Below are 19,047 nucleotides of genomic sequence, written 5' to 3'. Positions count from 1 at the left end.
TTTTTGTGTTTTCTTAATGTCTTACACGAAACATGTTGAATAATTTTAAGATGAGAATGAAAAGTAGATTTGCTAACGCGGTACCTATAAAGAAAATGGCGAGAACAAATTCATTTAGCCCGTTATTGAATAAAAACTGAGCATAGCAGAGGATAGCTAATATTGCTGAAACGAGAGTAGGTAGAAAATATACGATTGTTTTTTTCTTTAGTTTTATGAACAAGAGGAAAGTCGCTAATAATGTTATCGGGCAGAAGGAATACATAATCATTTGCGGTAACATCATATCACCACCTTTCAATGAGAAAGTATGATTCAAGTTAAGAAGGCTATGAAATTGCATCTTTATTTTTATATGTAGATATCTTTAATTGTAATATAATGGTAACTTTTTGCGAATGAGAAATAGGAAGTTTTTAGATAAAATTATAAGAAAAATGTTTCTCAATATTTTTCAGAAGGATATATTTTCCTTTTTCCGAAATATATAAGAGTGTCAAAAAATTTTTGGGGAATGGGGAGTGTTAGATTGAAAAAGCAAGTCGTTTCATCAGCATTAGCTTTATCCGTTATCGTTGGGGGTTTTGGAGCATTTGGAGCAACAAACACAAAAGCGGCAGAAGGGCAAATTCAATATCACCAAGAATTTAAAACACCAGCTTACATAGGTGAGGAATGGAAAGCGCCAGAAGGATTAGATAAAAAAGAAACAGTATTTCAGTATTTAGAAAGCAAAAAGGATATGTTTAAACTAGCAGGAAATATCGAAAGTCATTTTAGTGTTGTAGGGGAAGAAAAGGATGCTGAATCGGGTACAACACACGTGAAGCTAGTTGAAAAACATAATAATATCCCGGTATATGGGTCAGATCAAACGGTTGCGCTTGATAAAGACAATAATGTGAAAGCATTCTTCGGGCAAGTTATCCCGAATTTAGAAGATAAAAATATTCCAGCTGCAGCGAGCATTACTGATGAGAAAGCGGTAGAAATTGCGAAAGCTGATATTGAGAAAGAAATTGGCAAAGTAAATCAATATGATGGTGTGAAAAAAGATTTATATGTGTATGAAAAGGATGGACAATATTATCTTTCATACCTTGTAAAAGCATCTGTTTCAAAACCAGCTCCAGGTTACTGGCATTATTTTGTTGATGCAACAAATGGAAATGTGATTGAGAAATATAATGCAATTGATCATATTACTGGTTTTGGATATGGTGTGTTAGGAGACAGACAATCATTTGAAATTGCTCAAGATGAAAAAACAGGAGCATTTAATTTATTTGATGGTAAACGTGGAAATGGTGTTCATACATTTGATGCACAAAATATGGATGAGAACTTTTTTAATCTCCTCTCACAATGGTTTGGATATACAGGTGAAGAAGTAGAAAGTAAATCGAAGTTCTTTGAAGATAAAGCTGCTGTTGATGCGCATGTAAACGCAGGAAAAGTATATGACTATTATAAAAAGGTATTTCAACGTAATTCTTTTGATAATCAAGGTGCGAAGTTAATTTCTTCTGTTCACGTAGGGGAAAATTGGAATAACGCTGCGTGGAACGGGATACAAATGATGTATGGTGATGGAGATGGAAAAACATTTATTCCATTATCTGCAAGCTTAGATGTTATTGCCCATGAGTTAACACATGCTGTAACAGAGCATACAGCAAATCTTGTATATAAAGATGAGTCTGGTGCATTAAATGAATCGCTATCGGATATTTTTGGTGCGATGGTAGACCGTGATGATTGGGAGCTTGGAGAAGATATTTATACACCGGGTAAACCAGGAGATTCACTGCGTTCCTTAAGTAATCCTGCTTCTATTCCAAATCCATTAAAACCGACTGAAGGTTATCCAGATCATTATGACAAACGTTATAAAGGAACAGCTGATAACGGCGGTGTTCATATTAACAGTAGTATCAATAATAAAGCAGCATATTTAGTGTCTGAAGGTGGCACTCATTATGGTGTGAAAGTAAATGGCGTTGGCCGCGAAGCTACAGAAAAAATTTATTACCGTGCGCTTTCAAAATATTTAACTGCAAACTCTAACTTTAAAATGATGCGCCAAGCTGCAATTCAATCTGCGACAGATTTATATGGCAAAAACTCTAAAGAAGTACAAGCTGTAACGCAAGCTTATGATGCAGTTGGTGTAAAATAAAAACACAAAAGAAAGACCTGACACCGATAATGTCAGGTCTTTCTTTTGTGTTTAATCACGGATACCTAGAGCAATTTTCGCCATACGTGACATACGCTCTTTTGACCAAGGTGGATTCCAAACTACATTGACCTCGATTTCATTTACTTCTGGTACATTTGTCGATAATACTTTTTTGACATCTGATACGATCTGCCCCGCCATCGGGCAACCGATAGAAGTCATCGTCATTGTAATGACAGCATTATTATTTTCATCTGCTGTCACATCGTATACTAAACCAAGGTTGATAATATCTACCCCTAGTTCAGGATCGATAACAGCCTCTAAATTGGCATATAATTTCTCTTCGAATTCTTGTGACATGCACAACACCCCTAATATTAATGATATCCATTCTCATTATAAAGGAAATAAGATAAAGATGCAGTGAAATAGCTCACAGTGTTTTTTTAGAAACTTCCCTATACTGGTTATAAGTATGTAGGAAGGAGCAAGAGTGAAAATGAATTATGATGAAAATCCGTTTATCGTGATATGGGAAGTTACACGAGCTTGTGAACTAAAATGTTTGCATTGCCGAGCTGAAGCGCAATATATGAGAGATCCGAGAGAGTTAACTTCTCTTGAAGGAAAGAGATTAATTGATGAAATATATGAAATGAATCAGCCGATGCTAGTTTTTTCTGGTGGAGATCCGCTTATGAGAAAAGATATTTATGAGCTAGCAGACTATGCGATTCAAAAAGGATTACGCGTTTCGATGACGCCTAGTGCGACTCCAAATGTGACGAAAGAGGCAATTCGAAAAGCAAAAGAGGTTGGGCTTGCACGCTGGGCTTTTAGTGTAGATGGTGCTACAGCTAAGACACATGATCGTTTTCGCGGCGTGGCAGGGTCTTTTCAGCTTACGATGGATGCGATTCAATATTTAAATGAATTGGAGATTCCCGTGCAAATCAATACCACCATTTCTAATTACAATATTCATGAAGTAGAAGAGATGGCAGTGCTTGTTGAGAAGCTAGGTGGCGTGCTATGGAGCGTGTTTTTCCTCGTTCCAACTGGAAGGGGAAATATAGATGATATGATTTCGCCAGTAGAACATGAACTTGTCTTTCGTAAATTATATGAGATAGGGAAAAGGGCTTCATTTGATATAAAGACAACAGCTGCGCAGCATTATCGGCGCGTTGTCATGCAACAAAAAAAGAATCGAGAAATTCGTTATGAAGATGCACTTCAAAATGGCTTAACCGGAAAAATTGATGGCTTAGGACGAGCACCAAAAGGCGTGAATGATGGCAACGGTTTTGTTTTTATTTCACATATTGGCGATGTGTATCCAAGCGGTCTATTACCAATTCAAACTGGAAATGTGAGAGAAAAACGTTTACGGGATATTTATCGTCACTCCCCAATTTTTCAAGCATTACGTAATCCAGATGGCTATAAAGGGAAGTGTGGGAAGTGTGAATACCGTTATATATGTGGTGGTTCTCGTTCTAGAGCATATGCGATAACTGGTGATTATTTAGAAAGCGAACCTTATTGCGTATATGTACCGAAAGCTTTACGAAGGTATAGAAATACGGATTGAAAAACCAACATAAAACCATTCCTTTTAGTTAGGAGAGAGGGTCCGCTCATGGGTAGAAGCGGTCAGTGCCTTTTTTAGCCCCATGCCATGTGAAAACAGAAGGAGAAAATGAGTGGAGACCTTCTTTTATTTTCATAACCGTGACTTATATGTCGGAAAATTAAAATGGATATGTATAGCTAATAAAAAATGTGAAATTCCTATTGTCTTTTTAGGATACATCATGTATACTTCTAATTAGTTGATAACGATTATCAGTATCAACTAAACATTGCTCTTCGTTATGTTGGTCATACCCCTTTTGACTGCGTAAGTCAGAGACAAAATGTTGAAATACCTTGTGTCCTATTCTACAGAATTATGGTAATCTCCAACCTCAACTTATATGCGTTAAGCATGCAAAAAGGATCCTATCCGTGAAGGGATCCTTTTTTGCATTATTTTGTCGCAATCAATGTGTAGATTCCAGGGATACGCTCCTCCATTCCTTCTGGCGCTGAAGAAGGAAAAACCCAGCGTTGGTGTGGACCATGTTCTTCAATAAGCTTTTCAATATGCAGATTCGCTCCTGCAACCTCTGTAATAATTTCTCCTAACGTCCAGCGACGAATCATCGTTTTAGGGAGCGTTTCTTGTCTCGATTTATCAAGTAGAATACTATAAGCAACGTTATCCTCAATTACTTCTTCAGAGAAATAATCTCCGTTTGCCTTAAACTTTTGATCATCTATTGCTAACAACTTTGTATAAAGAGGATGATAGTCACGAAGTATAAACGTACCACCGTCTTTTAGCAGCCCGGAGATTAGTGTAAAAAGTGGCTTAAGATCTAAAAAGTAGTGGAGTACACCGAGTTCTAACAAAACAATATCGAATGATTGAGAAGGTGTTATTTCTAGTACATCTGAAACGATATATTCAATAGACACTTCTGCAGCATCAGCTAGCTCATTTGCATATTTGGCATTGCTTTCAGAAATGTCCACAACAGTTACGTCGGCACCTAATAATGCGAATGCTACAGCTTTATTTCCTTTCGAGCCAAGTAAATTGATGATCCGTTTCCCTTTTAGATTTTGTATGTAAGGTAAGTAGTAGGCTACTTCATGAGCAGGATCTTGCATAAGTTTCTTAGCGTATTCTTTTGGAGTACCATGTCGATTGGTCCAAGCTTGATAGGCAGCAGCGCTCCAGCTTTTTTTATTTATTGTGCTTAATTGTTGTTGATTCAATGAAATCACTCCTTTTCTAAACATATAAATATTCGCAAGGAAGGTTTCATTTCCTTTTTTAAAAAATAAAAGTTTGATTTTTATGTATTCTAGTCGTAAAATACATGTTATATATGAAAAGCGTTGAAAAGGAAAAGTAGAATGAAACCATTCTTTCCAGAGAGCTTCGTTAGCTGAGAAGAAGCAAGAATGTTCATTTGAACAATGGCCTTTGAGCTGCGTCCTGAACTTATCAAATGATGATAGTAGGCGACGACGAGAGTTGGTCCTCGTTATCAAAACCACAGTATAAGAGCGTAATATTGCTCCGTACTTGACGAGGTCAGTTATGTGAATAGCTGACGAAATAAGGTGGTACCGCGACTGTTTATAAAGCCCCGCCCTTATCTTTTTTGAAGATAAGGGCGGGGCTTTTTTATATTTAAAAGGAGGAATAGATGATGAGTATTTTTATTGGAGGAGCTTGGCCGTATGCGAATGGATCTTTACATCTTGGGCATGTTACGGCTCTATTACCAGGGGACATTTTAGCGCGATATTATAGAGCGAAAGGTGAACATGTCCTTTATGTATCAGGTAGCGATTGTAATGGAACACCAATTGCCATTCGGGCAAAACAAGAGGGAGTTAGCGCAAAAGAAATTGCAGACCTTTATCATGAAGAATTCCAGCGATGTTTTCAGCATCTTGGGTTTACGTATGATTGTTATACACGTACAGATACAGAGCACCATCATGAAACGGTACAACAGATTTTTTTACGTTTATTAGAAGAAGGCTTTATTTATAAAAAGACAGTTGAACAAGCATATTGCGAAACATGCGCACAATTTTTACCGGATCGTTATGTGGAAGGAATTTGTCCGCATTGCCAGGAACCAGCACGCGGGGATCAATGTGATGCGTGCTCAGCCATTTTAGATCCGCTTGATTTACTAGAAAAGAAATGTAAGTTATGCGGAAGTACGCCAGCAGTTAAGGAAACAGAGCATTTCTACTTTGCATTGCATAAATTTCAGGAGCAGATTAAAGAGGCAGTGGTGGCTGTAAAACAAGAAGGCACATGGCGTGATAATGCGGTTCAACTAACAGAGCGTTACTTACAAGAAGGATTACAAGATCGAGCAGTGTCACGTGATTTACCAATTGGAGTACCCATTCCAGTTAAGGGATATGAGGATAAGAAAATCTATGTGTGGATTGAAGCAGTGTCAGGTTATTATTCAGCAAGTAAACGATGGGCTAAAGAAACAGGGAAAGATGATGGGGAGTTCTGGAGTAGTAGCGCCAAGACATACTATGTGCACGGGAAGGACAACATCCCGTTCCATTCTATTATTTGGCCAGCTGTATTACTTGGGATAGGAGAAAAGGCGATCCCGCATCATATTGTTTCAAATGAATATTTAACTGTTGAGAAGCGAAAATTATCGACAAGTAAAAACTGGGCGGTATGGGTGCCGGATATATTAGAGCGATATGATCCAGATTCGATTCGTTATTTCTTAACAATTAATGCACCAGAAAATCGCGACACTGATTTTTCTTGGCGTGAATTTATTTATAGCCATAACAGTGAGCTTTTAGGGGCATATGGGAATTTTGTAAATCGTACACTAAAGTTCATTGAGAAATATTATGACGGTGCTGTGCCAAAAGGTCATGTGAATCTAGAACTGAAAGAAAGAGTGGAGGGATTATATCGCAGTGTAGGGCGTGCAATTGAACAGGCTCATTTTAAAGTAGCATTAGAAACAATTTTTGAAACAGTGCGCTTTGCGAATAAGTATTTTGATGAGCAGGCGCCTTGGAAGCAAAGAGAAGAAGATCCTGCTGCTTGTGAAGAGACGATTTACAACTGTGTATATTTCATTGTAAATCTTGCGCAGTTACTCGAACCGTTTTTACCGTTTTCTAGTGAAAGAGTGCGGAACATGCTATCGATTACGAATACGAGTTGGAAATGTGAAAGTACATTGCCAGAGCGGGTGAGTGATGTGCAGCCATTGTTTGAAAGAATTGATCTAAAAGAAATTGAAAAAGAGGTAGAAAAGCTATACGCGGCATTAAAGTAAAAAGAGCACATGATGTGCTCTTTTTTAGGCGCTTTGTTCTATATTACGTTTCTTTTCTTTTCGTACAGTAAGAAATTGCGGTGTGAAAATACCGATTAATATACAAAGGATACCAAGCCATTGTAATAACGATACGACTTCATGAACAAGTGTAATGGAAGCGATAATTGCTGTTGGTAATTCAGCTGCTCCCAAAATCGTTCCAAGTCCTATTCCTACTTTTGGTACGCCAATGGAGAAACAAATGACCGGTATAACAACACCGAAGAATCCAAGGAAGAATGCATATTTCCATAATCCAGCCTGTAAGGCACCATCCGTTAAGAAGGTTGGAGGGAAAATTAAGCAAACGATAAGCGTAGCACTTGTTGTCATCAGAAAGCTTTTTGTATATGGTGGTACATTTGTAGCAACGCGCCCGCTTGCAAAAATATAAAAGGAAAAAGAGACAGCGGCTAATAGTCCAAAGATAATGCCCTTTGTAGAGAAGTTTTGTCCAAGTCCTTCAAACACACCACCTGCAAATAACGTTCCGGCAAATAAAATAATAATCGATATTATCTTTTCACGGCTTGGCAATGTTTTGTTCGCAATAGCTTCAATGACTACCCCAATCCATGTAAATTGAAAGAGTAGAACAACGGCGATGGAAGCAGGTAACTCTTCTACAGAAATGGCGTAGAAAATCCCGGTCATGCTCATTGTTGTTCCGACAGCTAATAAGGAGAATGCTTGTTTTTTCGAGATTTTATGACGCGAGAAGAAAAGGACGAGCAATAAAAGCCCAACCCAGCCAAATACATATTGTCCACCTAATAGCTCATGTGCGGAAAAACCATTCATAAAACCGAGTTTAAAAATTGTCGAAAGTACGCCGTAGCTACAGGCACCAAATAAAACTAATAATGAAAACTTAAATTTCTCCATAAAAAAATCCTCCTTTATAAATAAAAAAACGCCCGCTGTCCAGTTCAGGACAACGGGCGAACGAAACAGAGTGAAAACTCTACAAAATTCCGCCACTCACAATCGAGTGTGAGTTTGGGTATGAATAATTGAAAACGGACGTAAACCTTTTCTTTTTAGGTGGGAGAGAGCATCTAGCACGCATAGAAGCGGTCAGCTCATTTTCCTGCCTCATGCCAAGTGAAACCAAAAAGAGAAAAGGAGAGCAGGTCACCTTTTGTTCTTCATAGCCGCAACTTATACGCTTGAAAATCAAAGAGGATGTATATAGTCTGACTCTAGTTTATAGCAATCTCTTTTACATTTTCAATATAAAGTAGAAAAATACAAATTTAAAGAACAACAAACCCTTTCTTTAGGTGGGAGAGAATATCTGGCCAAGTATAGAAGCGGTCCGCTCCTTTTTCTGCTCCATGCCAAATAAAAACAGAGAGAGAAAAGGGTGTAATCGCCCTTTTCTTCATCTTCATAGTGGCGATTTATATAGATGTAATTCTTTTCGTAAATTTTTTTGTGTTTCTTTAGACGTTACACGTGAGAAGAGCTGAGTATATCGTATAAAAATAAAGATAGATGAACTTTTTTAAAGTTAACTCTGCGAAAATAAGAGAAAAACGTAATTTTTTCGTATATAATAAAGGAGAAATGAAAAAATTGCAAATATATAATAGATATTAGGGGAATTTGCATGAATATGGGTTATTTTAGTATTTTCCTTACAAAAATGTAATCTAAATGTAAGCAATTGTGATAGTTATTTCGACAATTTTTTTATACAATAATAGTAACAGTTTGTGCGTGATGGATGCTGTAGATTAAGAGGGAAAAGGAGAGATCGACATGGAATGGGTTCATGAATTATTTCAGCAATACGGCTATTATGTGGTACTTGTAGGGTTGCTGTTAGAGTATATCGCGCTTCCGTTTCCAGGGGAGCCGACGTTAGCATATGCGGGATATTTAGCACATACGGGAGAATTACAATTAACACTTTTAATTATTTTGTCATTTATTGGGACGAGTGTTGGAATGACAATTCAGTACTTTTTAGGGAATAAACTTGGTATGCCTTTTGTGCAGAAATATGGAAAATATGTGTTTTTAACACAGCGAAAAATTGATTTAACGAGAATGTGGTTTGATAAATATGGATATTTCCTTATTTTTATCGGATTCTTTATTCCAGGGGTACGTCACTTTACTGGATACTTTGCAGGAATCATTAATTTACCATTCCGTCGCTTTGCGATAACAATCTACTCTGGTGCTTTATTCTGGGTATCTTTCTTCTTAATCGGTGGTTACTGGTTAGGTGGAAACTTACATGATATCTTTGGAATACTGGGACAACACATTGGGAAAATTATTTTCGGAGTGATTGTAATTGTAGCAATTACGTTAGGAGTTCGCTTCCGCAAACAATTAAAACGTGTATTTGTACAAAGTGTAAATTAATATGGAATCCATTCTATGTCGAAAATTGGAAGAGGCAGTGCTTATAGGCACTGCCTCTTTTTTATTGAAATCCAGCTTCAGCGGCAAGAATGTTCGGTGGCTTCGCACCTTCCTGCGAGGCAAAGAGCGCCTCTACGTCAGGAGCTCCATCCCCTCTCACATTCTGAACGAGCCGCTTCCGCTTTTTATTGTATTCTCCATTTTGCTTTTATTTTACCTGTAATGTTATCACCAATAACTACAATATAATATGTTCCAGTTTTAGTTACTGAAAGCTAATAAGTATTTTCCTCTATTTCTGAAACAGATTCACTTTTGTTAAATTCACTAGAAAAGCGAAGACCATGACCATAGTTACCAGTTTCTTCAATAAGGAATTGAACATTCATTTCAATTGTCTGCCCCTTTTGGGCTTGAATAGGGATTTTATGTTCGCCGTTCAAATATGAAAAAGTTGCTTCAAATTCATTTTTTGTAGTGTGCTCTACCCATTGTTCTTTCTTTGTAAAATCAATTGAAGCAATTGTAATGAATAAAATAGGAATGATGATAGAAAGGGTATATCGAAACCATTTAAATTTCTCTCCGATAAGAGTGCATAAGTAAAAGTAAATCGCACAGATCGCTCCGATGGAACCGGCGATGAAAAAGAAAATAATGTGTTCATCGTAGAATAATTGAAAAGGGAGAAAGTAGAGATAACCGCACATGATGTAGAGCAAGATCTTTTTTATCATGCTTGCTTGTTTAGAACTTAGCTTATCAATTATGAGTGAGCACAAGATTGCATAGAAGAAAAGAGCGTAAGTCCAAGGGTTATATAAGGTATTAGATATGACGTCTGAGAGTTCATATAAATCAAAGTTATTTGTTATAAAGAAAAGTATTGCAAAAGAAAGATAGAGAACAAAAGCTGCTGAAAGTTTAATGAGAAAGTAAGAAAAAATCGATTTTTTCTCCATATTTCACCTCGTATATTATGTATTTTAAATGTATTATATAAAATTTCTAAATATGAATACACAATTATTTTTGACATATATTAACGTCAAAATGACAATGATAATTGACATTTAAGAGGATATTATTTACAATTTTAATTAAATAAACGAAAAAGAGGTAAGGTATGAAGCTTCAAAATCGAGTGAGAGAATTCAGGGCAAAGCATCGCATGTCACAAGGAGATTTAGGGAAAGCAATTGATTCATCTAGGCAGACGATTAGCTTAATTGAGCGCGGGGATTATGCGCCTTCGATTGTTTTATCGCTTAAGATTGCGCAAGTTTTTGGGGTGCCGGTAGAGGAAATATTTACGTTAGTAGAGGGGGAAGAGGAAGATGGAGAGTAAGGTAAAAGATACAATGTTTTTTATTATAAAATTCTTAATGTCTATGCTAGTGGGGTTAATCATTGGATACGTACTAGTTCATTATTTTGATGTTAGGTCAACCAAAGATGATTCTTATGTTGCGATAGCTGCGCTGTTTATGTTTTGTGCAGCGGGGTTATTCTTGTTTGGAAAGAATGTGCGAACATTAGCAAAGTTACGTGATGAAGAAGAAAGTATACAAGGACGTAGACTAGGGACTATGCTCATTTATTTACGTATAAGTGAAGTTATTGTGTGGTCTTGGGCGAGTTGTGCTGCCATTATGTATTATCGATCATTTACAGCCGGAACTCCTTCGTTACTTGAAATTGTAAACTTTGTTATAGCTACTGTATGTTTGATTCTTGTCATATGGAGTGGCTTTATTATGAAGAATCGATATAACAAGTTATATCCAGAACAATCCGTTACATATTCACAATCCATGGAAATGTGGGCGAGAAATGCAGATGAGGGACAAAAGCATATCGTTCATGAAGCGGGTTACAAGGCATATCAATTTACAAATGATGTGCTTGCATGGGCATGGATTCTGTCAATTGGTTATACAGTTGTAAGGGAAGCGGATTTCTTTCTAATTGGTATCATTTCATTTGTTTGGATATTACATATCGGAAAATACATGTATGAAATGCATAAAAAAATGATTTATTAATGTTAAAGATTATAGAGGAGAGAAAAGCGGTGGGCATTTTGAAAAGGCCAGTTTTTTCTATAGTTATTGCTCTTGTCTGTTCTTTTGTATATGGATGGATTCAACCAGAGAAAGCACAGGTATTGATTACATTTTGGATGCTTGTTTGGATTTTAGTACTCGTTCTTATGATCCATGAACTCGGGCATGTTATTTTTGGTTTGTTAAATGGTTTGCAATTTAAATTTATGACGGCAGGACCTATTACGATTCAAAAAGAAGAGGGAAAAATGAGGATAAGAGAAAATAAAAGGTGGATGTATTTTGGTGGCGTTGCAATGTTATTGCCTCCTTCTGTATATACACTAAACCTTTCAAAGAAATGGGCATGGATGACTTTAGGTGGACCGCTAACAAGTTTTGTGTGCGGCGCTGTATCAGGCTATATATACATGGTGAGTTATTATCAATTCCTTTTATATTTTTCTGTACTCCATTTTGTAATCTCTTTGGCCACAGCGATTCCGATGAAGGGAATCATGCTTAGTGATGGCAAGCAATTTTTAATTTTAATTAAAGGTGATGAGAAGGCTCGGCAGCATTTGCATAGTATTCAAGTATCCAGCGCGCTGTTAAGTTCAAAAAGGCCAAAAGATTGGGATGGTAAGATAGTAGAAATAAGTGCAGAAAAAATAAAGAGTGGCGAAGATGTAAGAGAAATAATGAGCGACCTTATGCTTGTGTTTTATTACCGCTGTGAAAGAGAAGGAATGGAAAAAGGCATAACTTGTTTAGAGCGAGTGCTACAAACACCTGTTACAAAAGAAAATAAATATTTTGTCAGTGGTTTTCATAGTTGGTATCTGTTATATAAGGTGCTATATGATATGGACGATGTTTCTCTACATGATATGAAGCAGCATGCTCATGCTATAACGAAATTAGATCCACATGGTTATTATCGTGCACAGGCGATTTTGAAATATTTGCAGAAGGATATGGGCTCCTTTCATACATATTTAAGGAAAGCAGAAAAAGAGTTAAAGGATGCTGAAAAGAGCGGAATAGGCTGTTTGCAATTAGAGAGGGAATGGCTTGAGAAGTTGCAAAAGAAACTAGTAATCTAGTAAAGGGAAAGAGGATATCTTACGCCGGGTAAGATATCCTCTTTTCTTTATGTAAATTTATTAGGTTTCACAAATGAAATGAGAAGAGTAGAATGAATGGACTTCCTATAGGAAGAAGAGACGTTATGGAGGCATTACACATGGGTATTTTGACGCTTATTTTGCTACTTTTGCTTATTTATGTATTTTGTAAAGTAACATATGTAGCATTGAAGCTATTGGCGATTGTATTAATTATTGTATGTATCGTTCAGTTTGGAGAGAAGTTGCTTGGGCTCTGAGTGGAGCGACGTGTCATGCTTTGTCGAATTGCGGATATATTAAAAAAAGAGGCTGGAAGATTTATCTTCCAGCCTCTTTTCTATTAAGAATTACTTTCGACTCCTCGGCCAGTATCTTCTTCAGGGTCTTGCAATAGGTTAAATACATCTGCTAGGCAAAATGCGATAAACCAAGTCCAAAGGCCGTGGAAGAAAGCTGAGCTTAATTGAAGTGGTAATGTATAATTTGTCATTGAGTAGGAAATACATCCTCCGACGATTCCGATCATTGTTAATAACATTGTTTTTTGAGCATTTTCTTCTGGATTAAAAAGGAAGAAAATGTATCCACCTAATATTGAAGCGCTTACAAGTGATTCGATTCCATTAAAAACGATATGTTCTCCAAGCTGAATGTTTGTCCAGAAGCAAATCATGCCACCGATAATAGCAAACAGTACAGCTACTATATAGCGTATATTTTGATTCATATGTTCATCTCCTTATATAATAAGATGATTTGGAAGTCAAAAAGGTAGGTATAATAGAAGTGAGTGTTAGTTGTACGTATCTTTTTTAGAAAAGATTAAAGAAGAATAACTAAGATAATCGGCTTTGTTTAAACCGTTTCTTGTATGATGTGATAATAATTAGTTATTACGCAAACTTGCATTGAGATATACCCGACTTCTCGTTTCTTTTTGCTTATAAAAGTAAGAGAAACTCCCAAGTCTATACATTCTTTTTTGTAAGTCTTATTGTATTATAACATATTTAACGAGAGAATAATAGAATTATCTGATTTTGTAATAAGTGTAAAAGTAAAAGCGCAAGGAATTCTAGTTAAATAGACTAAACTAATAAGAGGATATTATGTTCAACATATGAGCATATATCCTCTTTTCTTATACATATTAGATTAGTTATACAGATATTGAAAATATAGTTCAATATGTATTTAATGTTCGGAATAGTTCGTATAATTAAGGTGTGGGATGTAGCCCATAGCGGGAGGCGTAGTAAGGTCTTTAGACCGAACGTTAATATTTTTTAGGGGTGAGTGGTATGAGGGTACAAGAGGTTCTCATAGAGAATAACAACAAAAGATACATATTACTGGATCAAGAAGGATTCCCTGTAATGCCAGTTATGAAATATATAAAGTATTTAGATAAGACAGGAAAAGACCTAATACTCAAAAAACATATTGTTATTCTTTAAAACATTTTTATACCTACTTAGAAGAAACAAACAAAGATTACAAATTTATTAGATTAGAAGATTTAGTTGACTTTGTGGGGTGGTTAAAAAGCCCCTATCCGGGTTCAAATGTCACTCCTCTTCAACAAGAGAAAGCAAAGCGAACGGTGTTCTCCTTTCCTATTCGACTAGCGAACAAGCTTATCATTTATTACTACAACAACATAGGATAGTTGAACAAGAACAATAGATCTTTATGGTAAAATTTATTTGTGTAAGAAGAAATGAGAATTTGATTTTGAATAAGATTAAAATTTACTAAACAATCCTGTAGTAAAGGTATTATGTTTGAGACGTAAGAGGAGGATAAATAGCGTGATAAACCAAGCTGAATGGTTGTGGCAACGTATTATCGAAAGAGGATCAAATTCTGAAGGTAACTTTAAAGAATCATTAAATCTTCAGCCAGGTGCAAGTGATGAAGAGTTTCAACTTATTGAGGATACACTGGGGGTTACACTCCCTGAAGAAATGAAGAGCTTTTACAGAGTGTATAACGGACAAACTTGGGAACCCGGGGTGAATCCATTTGTAAGGAATTTGACTCTGTCCCCTACTTCTGAAATTATCGGTAATTGGAAATTTTTACAGGAAGAATTCGATCCTGATGATGATTTAGAGCCAGATATTGAAAAAGAGCTTAAACCAGCTCTTTGGAATTCTAAGTGGATTCCAATTGCGGAAAATGGTGGCGGAGATTACCTTTGCATTGATACAGATCCATCTGCAGTTGGGGTTTCAGGACAAGTTTTATACTTTTACCATGACTGGGGAAGGCGTGCTATTAAGGCAAAGAATATTTTTGCATTCATCGAAATTTGTTTAAAAGAAGAGAATTGTGAATAAATGTACTTAAAGTAACGGGTGCTTTAGTTAAATAAGAAAGGACATTACATATTAGTCATATAAAATATGTAATGTCCTTTAATTTATCTAACTTTTTTCATTTTAGGTCTTGATAAAATTCTATTCCTTGCGCTTTCTTATATACGTTTGAAACGTCCAACGATTTCAACGGTTTCTGTAATATTCATAAACGCATGATTGTCTACATGACGAATAATACGCTTCATTTCTCCTAACTCGTAACGAGTTACGACAGTGTAAATCATTTTTTTCTTATGGTTGGTATAGCCGCCGACAGCGTCTACCATCGTCACACCACGTATGCCGTGATGCAGTAGTGCGCTTTTAATTTCCTCGCCTTTTTCTGTAATCGTCATGATCGTTAATTTAATGTGTTTTGTATGCACAGCATCGATTACCTTGCTGACAACAAAACGGCTAATTAACGTGTACAGTGTAATATCCCATCCGAAAATAAAGCCAGCGACAACAAGTAAGACTAAGTTGAAGCCGAAAATAATGGCACCAATCGAAACGTCTTTATATTTCGCTACAATTAATCCAACAATATCAAATCCACCAGTCGAAGATGCAAAGCGGAATATAATTCCTGATGCTGCACCACAGATAACGCCACCAAATACAGAAGAAAGTAAAATATCATCTGATACTTGATGTACGGGGATAATGTTCATGGCAAGTGATGATACAGCCACGAAATAAGCTGTTAAAAAGGTTGTCTTCTTTCCTAAGTAAAAGTGACTTAAAATGAGAAGCGGGATGTTTAGTAAAAAGATAAGTGCACCGATATTATAATGCATTAAATAACCGATAATCATCCCCACACCAGCGAACCCACCGCTAATCATATTATGCGGGATAAAAAACATATTCATTGAAATAGCATACAAAATGGAAGCTATAAAAATAACAACCAACTGTATTACAAATTCTAAATGAAATGTTCTAGCTGCTGGGAAGGATAAAAAGGCGGTGTCGGGAACGTAATCGGCGTCTCCTAATTGACCCATAGTATGTTTCATCTCCATATTCATTTTTGATTACAAGAAGAGAATAATGCTTTTTTCAAAAACTGGCAATAGTTTTATTATAATGCAAAAATTTTATAAATTTCTAACAAATCAATCCTATTCAATTATATGTGTGAATATACTAAAGAAAACGAATACAATGATTTTTTATATCGTTTTTGTGAGAGAATATGCAAAATGTTTTTTTGAAAATAAAAGGAAATAGAGAACGTTTAAAGAATGTGCTAGAATGAACGTATTAAGGATGTGAAGCGATGGAATTTTTATTGCAAGATGCAATTCTATATATATCTGTTGTAACAACAGCGCTTTGTTTATTAGAAGTCTTTTTTCTCGCTAATGTTTCTCGCTTTGTACGCCAGCAAACATCAAGCGGTAGGCAAAAAGCTTTCGCAGTAGTTGATACATGTGAAGAGCGTATAGGGAATCTTCCACTTTTCTCTATCTTCTATAAATATGGTATGGCACGTTCGGTTCGTAGGCAAGAATCGAGCGGAGAGAGTGATGAGGTCGGTCCGTATACACCAATGTTTCGCTAATTAATTACGAAACATTGGAGGAATGAACATGTTAAAATCATACCGAGCTGTGCTCATTAGTTTATCATTATTACTTGTTTTTGTTTTATCTGGGTGTAGTAATGCAAGCCCGATTGATGCAAATAGTACTGGGATTTGGGATCACTATTTTGTTTATCCAATCTCGTTTATGCTTCAATTTGCCTCACATCATATACCTGGCGGAAGCTTTGGGATTGCGATTATTATCATTACGCTTTTGGTTCGCTCAGCGATGATTCCATTAGCTGTCTCGCAATATCGCAGTCAAATGAAAATGAAAAAAATACAGCCAGAGCTGCAGAAATTGAAAGAAAAACATGGTGATGTAAGCAAAGATATTGAAAAACAAAAACAATATCAAAAAGAAATGTCAGAACTAATGAAAACAGGCGGTTGGAACCCTTTGGCTGGTTGTTTGCCACTTCTGATACAAATGCCGATTTTCTCAGCGTTGTATTATGCGATTAGCCGTACTGAAGAGATTCGTACATCTTCATTTTTATGGGTAAACTTAGGACATGCAGATCCGTATCATATTTTACCGATTCTTGCAGCGCTAACAACATTTATTCAAATGAAAATTATGCAATCGAATGCGCAGGCAGGAGAGCAGGTTCCAATGCTCAAAATGCAGCAATTTATGATGCCGGCGATGATTTTATTTATGGGATTTGCCGCACCATCAGGACTTGTGTTGTACTGGGTTACAGGTAACATATTTACAATGATGCAAATGATTGTATTACGAAAAGTGATGGAACGTGAAGAAGGACAATTACAAAATGCATAGATAGAAGGAAGCCGCTCTAATTGAAGAGCGGTTTTTTCAGCTTATTGGGAAACAGGAGTTAGGAGGCTCCTGTTTTTTGTCTTTATTTGTCGGTTGGGCGATATCCTTTGTCGAATCGCCGATAAAATCTCATTCACCATTTTATACGAACCCCCCTCGGCAGTTCACCATGTTTCTTTTTATAGTTTTGTAACATTTTCCTTTCTCCACGGTCTGAGAAGGCTGCTCTAATTGAAATTTGCTTCCATATGTACAGTTGGAAATTCTTTTAGAAGCGGTTAAGGAAAAGTTAAGAAACCCAATTTACTATATGAACTGTATACGAAAGTGTACAAGTTTTAGAAATTTATTTTGATATGAAATGAAGGAGGATGTTTTCTATGAAGAAAAAAACAATTGGATATTTAGTAACGGCTGGAGCTTTATCAGTAGGAATCATGGGAGGAGCAGGTATCCCTGCTTTCGCAGCAACTAACAATGCAGATACTACATCAGAGGCGGAACAAACTACAAAAGAAAATACGGAGCGGAACTTAGATGAGGCCACGAAACAAAAAGTAAAAACAATTATGGAAGATATGAAAAAACAATTATCGGAGTTAGGAGTGAACCTTCCGGAGAAAGGAAAACACAAGGAAATGTTCGCTAACTTAGATGATGCTACAAAAGAAAAAGCAAAAGCGATCATGGAGCAGAAGAAATCGGGTACATTAACTCACGAACAAGTAAAAGAGAAATTAGCTGAACTAGGTGTAAACCTTCCTGAAAAAGGGAAACGAGGGGAGATGTTTGCGAATCTTGATGATGCTACAAAAGAAAAAGTAAAAGCGATTATGGATCAGAAGAAATCCGGAACATTAACACATGAACAAGTAAAAGAGAAATTAGCTGAACTAGGTGTAAACCTTCCTGAAAAAGAGAAGCGAGAAGAAATGTTTGCAAACCTAGATGATGCGACAAAGGAAAAAGCGAAAGCGATTATGGACAAGGCAAAAGCACAATTGACTGAGTTAGGTGTTGATTTTCCAAGTAAAGAACGTAAATTTTTTAATAAAACAGGCGAGTAACGAATTGAAAGATAGAAAGTGTAAAAACTATTGATAGAAGTTTCTTTCGCACGGGCAACCGAAAGAAATGATATAGAGTTTATTTAAGGGCAGATTTCTCTCTTGAAGAAATCTGTCCTTTTTTATCGAAGATTAGGGAAATGTATTCGGTTCTGTTATAATATAAGAGGAAATATTTTTGTATGTTATATAAAAAACATATTGATTATTTCTAAAAATTCAATATAATGAACAATAACTACAAAATTCGACATCAAGAAGTGATGATGAGGACACGATCAATTTTTTACGATTCTCAGAGAGGGAGGCCTTTGGCTGTGAGCTTCCTAATACGGAAAAATGGATTACCACCTCTGAACTGCAGCAGTGAAGAACAATTAGTAATTGCTTGCCGGCAAAAACCGTTATCTAGACTTGAGAAATTGGTGAAGTATGTTTTATTTTGCTGATGAAACAAGGGTGGAACCACGAATACAACACTCGTCCCTTTTTTAGGGAGGAGTGTTTTTTATTTCATTTTTGCATCACACTAGAATTGGAAGGAGGATACGACA

At 36.3% G+C, this 19,047-nt stretch carries 17 protein-coding genes, 2 pseudogenes and 2 other annotated features; of the genes and pseudogenes, 13 read left to right on the top strand and 6 right to left on the bottom strand.

Annotation, left to right across the window (positions count from 1 at the left end):
• Nucleotides 1-529 precede the first annotated feature (529 nt).
• Complete coding sequence (locus tag AAIE21_RS14650) at nt 530-2,179, top strand: M4 family metallopeptidase (protein WP_343267443.1); 1,650 nt, start codon at nt 530-532, stop codon at nt 2,177-2,179.
• 51 nt (nt 2,180-2,230) lie between these two features.
• Here the strand turns inward: AAIE21_RS14650 and AAIE21_RS14645 are convergent, their stop codons facing one another.
• Complete coding sequence (locus AAIE21_RS14645) at nt 2,231-2,545, bottom strand: metal-sulfur cluster assembly factor (RefSeq protein ID WP_000076465.1); 315 nt, start codon at nt 2,543-2,545, stop codon at nt 2,231-2,233.
• Between the two features lie 139 nt (nt 2,546-2,684).
• Here AAIE21_RS14645 and AAIE21_RS14640 point away from each other — a divergent pair, with 139 nt between their 5' ends.
• Nucleotides 2,685-3,779 carry a TIGR04053 family radical SAM/SPASM domain-containing protein gene (locus AAIE21_RS14640; protein WP_343267564.1) on the top strand — a complete coding sequence of 365 codons (1,095 nt, stop codon included), beginning with the start codon at nt 2,685-2,687 and terminating at the stop codon, nt 3,777-3,779.
• Nucleotides 3,780-4,216: 437 nt separating this feature from the next.
• Here AAIE21_RS14640 and AAIE21_RS14635 read toward each other — a convergent pair whose 3' ends face one another.
• On the bottom strand, nt 4,217-5,011 hold the full coding sequence (locus AAIE21_RS14635) for a class I SAM-dependent methyltransferase (RefSeq protein ID WP_343267442.1): 795 nt from the start codon (nt 5,009-5,011) through the stop codon (nt 4,217-4,219).
• A gap of 114 nt (nt 5,012-5,125) precedes the next feature.
• Nucleotides 5,126-5,399: a binding site (T-box leader), on the top strand.
• A 52-nt stretch (nt 5,400-5,451) separates the two neighbouring features.
• Between AAIE21_RS14635 and metG the strand changes: the two genes are divergently transcribed.
• The gene (gene metG, locus AAIE21_RS14630) at nt 5,452-7,086 is read left to right on the top strand and encodes a methionine--tRNA ligase (protein WP_343267441.1); all 1,635 of its coding nucleotides are present in this window, start codon (nt 5,452-5,454) and stop codon (nt 7,084-7,086) included.
• Nucleotides 7,087-7,110: 24 nt separating this feature from the next.
• On the opposite strand, the gene AAIE21_RS14625 is transcribed toward metG, so the two are convergent.
• Complete coding sequence (locus AAIE21_RS14625) at nt 7,111-8,013, bottom strand: EamA family transporter (RefSeq protein WP_343267440.1); 903 nt, start codon at nt 8,011-8,013, stop codon at nt 7,111-7,113.
• 879 nt (nt 8,014-8,892) lie between these two features.
• Here AAIE21_RS14625 and AAIE21_RS14620 point away from each other — a divergent pair.
• Nucleotides 8,893-9,507: a DedA family protein gene (locus AAIE21_RS14620; protein WP_343267439.1), complete on the top strand. Its 615-nt coding sequence runs from the start codon at nt 8,893-8,895 to the stop codon at nt 9,505-9,507.
• Between the two features lie 275 nt (nt 9,508-9,782).
• On the opposite strand, the gene AAIE21_RS14615 is transcribed toward AAIE21_RS14620, so the two are convergent.
• Nucleotides 9,783-10,469 (bottom strand): hypothetical protein, encoded by a 687-nt coding sequence (locus AAIE21_RS14615; RefSeq protein WP_343267438.1) that lies wholly within the window; start codon nt 10,467-10,469, stop codon nt 9,783-9,785.
• 164 nt (nt 10,470-10,633) lie between these two features.
• Here AAIE21_RS14615 and AAIE21_RS14610 point away from each other — a divergent pair, with 164 nt between their 5' ends.
• The 4 genes from AAIE21_RS14610 (at nt 10,634) to AAIE21_RS14595 (ending at nt 12,939) form a co-directional block, all read left to right on the top strand.
• Entirely contained in the window at nt 10,634-10,855 is a 222-nt protein-coding gene (locus AAIE21_RS14610; RefSeq protein WP_343267437.1) for a helix-turn-helix transcriptional regulator, read from the top strand.
• Nucleotides 10,845-11,552, top strand: coding sequence for a DUF3169 family protein (locus AAIE21_RS14605; protein WP_343267436.1), 708 nt, complete (start codon nt 10,845-10,847; stop codon nt 11,550-11,552). Before AAIE21_RS14610 ends, AAIE21_RS14605 begins: the two co-directional genes overlap by 11 nt.
• Before the next feature lie 29 nt (nt 11,553-11,581).
• Nucleotides 11,582-12,658, top strand: coding sequence for a site-2 protease family protein (locus AAIE21_RS14600; protein ID WP_343267435.1), 1,077 nt, complete (start codon nt 11,582-11,584; stop codon nt 12,656-12,658).
• Between the two features lie 140 nt (nt 12,659-12,798).
• Entirely contained in the window at nt 12,799-12,939 is a 141-nt protein-coding gene (locus AAIE21_RS14595) for a DUF3985 family protein (protein WP_336453390.1), read from the top strand.
• Between the two features lie 83 nt (nt 12,940-13,022).
• On the opposite strand, the gene AAIE21_RS14590 is transcribed toward AAIE21_RS14595, so the two are convergent.
• Nucleotides 13,023-13,409, bottom strand: a complete 387-nt coding sequence (locus AAIE21_RS14590) for a DUF3938 domain-containing protein (RefSeq protein ID WP_343267434.1) — start codon at nt 13,407-13,409, stop codon at nt 13,023-13,025.
• Between the two features lie 574 nt (nt 13,410-13,983).
• Between AAIE21_RS14590 and AAIE21_RS14585 the strand changes: the two are divergent.
• A pseudogene (locus AAIE21_RS14585) lies at nt 13,984-14,285 on the top strand (site-specific integrase); the annotation flags it as partial.
• 208 nt (nt 14,286-14,493) lie between these two features.
• Nucleotides 14,494-15,024 (top strand): SMI1/KNR4 family protein, encoded by a 531-nt coding sequence (locus AAIE21_RS14580; protein ID WP_343267433.1) that lies wholly within the window; start codon nt 14,494-14,496, stop codon nt 15,022-15,024.
• Nucleotides 15,025-15,161: 137 nt separating this feature from the next.
• Here the strand turns inward: AAIE21_RS14580 and AAIE21_RS14575 are convergent, their stop codons facing one another.
• Nucleotides 15,162-16,055, bottom strand: coding sequence for a YitT family protein (locus AAIE21_RS14575; RefSeq protein WP_343267432.1), 894 nt, complete (start codon nt 16,053-16,055; stop codon nt 15,162-15,164).
• Nucleotides 16,056-16,330: 275 nt separating this feature from the next.
• Between AAIE21_RS14575 and AAIE21_RS14570 the strand changes: the two genes are divergently transcribed.
• From AAIE21_RS14570 to AAIE21_RS14560, 3 genes and pseudogenes are all read left to right on the top strand, one after another.
• The gene (locus tag AAIE21_RS14570) at nt 16,331-16,615 is read left to right on the top strand and encodes a hypothetical protein (RefSeq protein WP_343267431.1); all 285 of its coding nucleotides are present in this window, start codon (nt 16,331-16,333) and stop codon (nt 16,613-16,615) included.
• 28 nt (nt 16,616-16,643) lie between these two features.
• Nucleotides 16,644-17,426 carry a membrane protein insertase YidC gene (locus tag AAIE21_RS14565; protein ID WP_343267430.1) on the top strand — a complete coding sequence of 261 codons (783 nt, stop codon included), beginning with the start codon at nt 16,644-16,646 and terminating at the stop codon, nt 17,424-17,426.
• Between the two features lie 380 nt (nt 17,427-17,806).
• Nucleotides 17,807-18,460 (top strand): annotated as a pseudogene (locus AAIE21_RS14560) (hypothetical protein); the annotation flags it as partial.
• Between the two features lie 287 nt (nt 18,461-18,747).
• Nucleotides 18,748-18,984 (top strand) — a binding site (T-box leader).
• Nucleotides 18,985-19,047 lie beyond the last annotated feature (63 nt).

The sequence above is a fragment of the Paenibacillus sp. 102 genome (assembly GCF_039549175.1).
In the GTDB taxonomy this organism is placed as follows: domain Bacteria; phylum Bacillota; class Bacilli; order Bacillales; family Bacillaceae_G; genus Bacillus_A.
The sequence above is the reverse complement of the archived record's forward strand: the minus strand, read 5'-3'. Positions and strand labels throughout refer to the sequence as shown.

What these genes read in the sequence shown, in the direction of transcription:
- AAIE21_RS14645 (WP_000076465.1), bottom strand. Translation starts at nt 2,545, where the DNA reads ATGTCACAAGAATTCGAAGAGAAATTATATGCCAATTTAGAGGCTGTT.
- AAIE21_RS14640 (WP_343267564.1), top strand. Translation starts at nt 2,685, where the DNA reads ATGAATTATGATGAAAATCCGTTTATCGTGATATGGGAAGTTACACGA.
- metG (WP_343267441.1), top strand. Translation starts at nt 5,452, where the DNA reads ATGAGTATTTTTATTGGAGGAGCTTGGCCGTATGCGAATGGATCTTTA.
- AAIE21_RS14625 (WP_343267440.1), bottom strand. Translation starts at nt 8,013, where the DNA reads ATGGAGAAATTTAAGTTTTCATTATTAGTTTTATTTGGTGCCTGTAGC.
- AAIE21_RS14620 (WP_343267439.1), top strand. Translation starts at nt 8,893, where the DNA reads ATGGAATGGGTTCATGAATTATTTCAGCAATACGGCTATTATGTGGTA.
- AAIE21_RS14615 (WP_343267438.1), bottom strand. Translation starts at nt 10,469, where the DNA reads ATGGAGAAAAAATCGATTTTTTCTTACTTTCTCATTAAACTTTCAGCA.
- AAIE21_RS14610 (WP_343267437.1), top strand. Translation starts at nt 10,634, where the DNA reads ATGAAGCTTCAAAATCGAGTGAGAGAATTCAGGGCAAAGCATCGCATG.
- AAIE21_RS14605 (WP_343267436.1), top strand. Translation starts at nt 10,845, where the DNA reads ATGGAGAGTAAGGTAAAAGATACAATGTTTTTTATTATAAAATTCTTA.
- AAIE21_RS14595 (WP_336453390.1), top strand. Translation starts at nt 12,799, where the DNA reads ATGGGTATTTTGACGCTTATTTTGCTACTTTTGCTTATTTATGTATTT.
- AAIE21_RS14590 (WP_343267434.1), bottom strand. Translation starts at nt 13,409, where the DNA reads ATGAATCAAAATATACGCTATATAGTAGCTGTACTGTTTGCTATTATC.
- AAIE21_RS14575 (WP_343267432.1), bottom strand. Translation starts at nt 16,055, where the DNA reads ATGGGTCAATTAGGAGACGCCGATTACGTTCCCGACACCGCCTTTTTA.
- AAIE21_RS14570 (WP_343267431.1), top strand. Translation starts at nt 16,331, where the DNA reads ATGGAATTTTTATTGCAAGATGCAATTCTATATATATCTGTTGTAACA.
- AAIE21_RS14565 (WP_343267430.1), top strand. Translation starts at nt 16,644, where the DNA reads ATGTTAAAATCATACCGAGCTGTGCTCATTAGTTTATCATTATTACTT.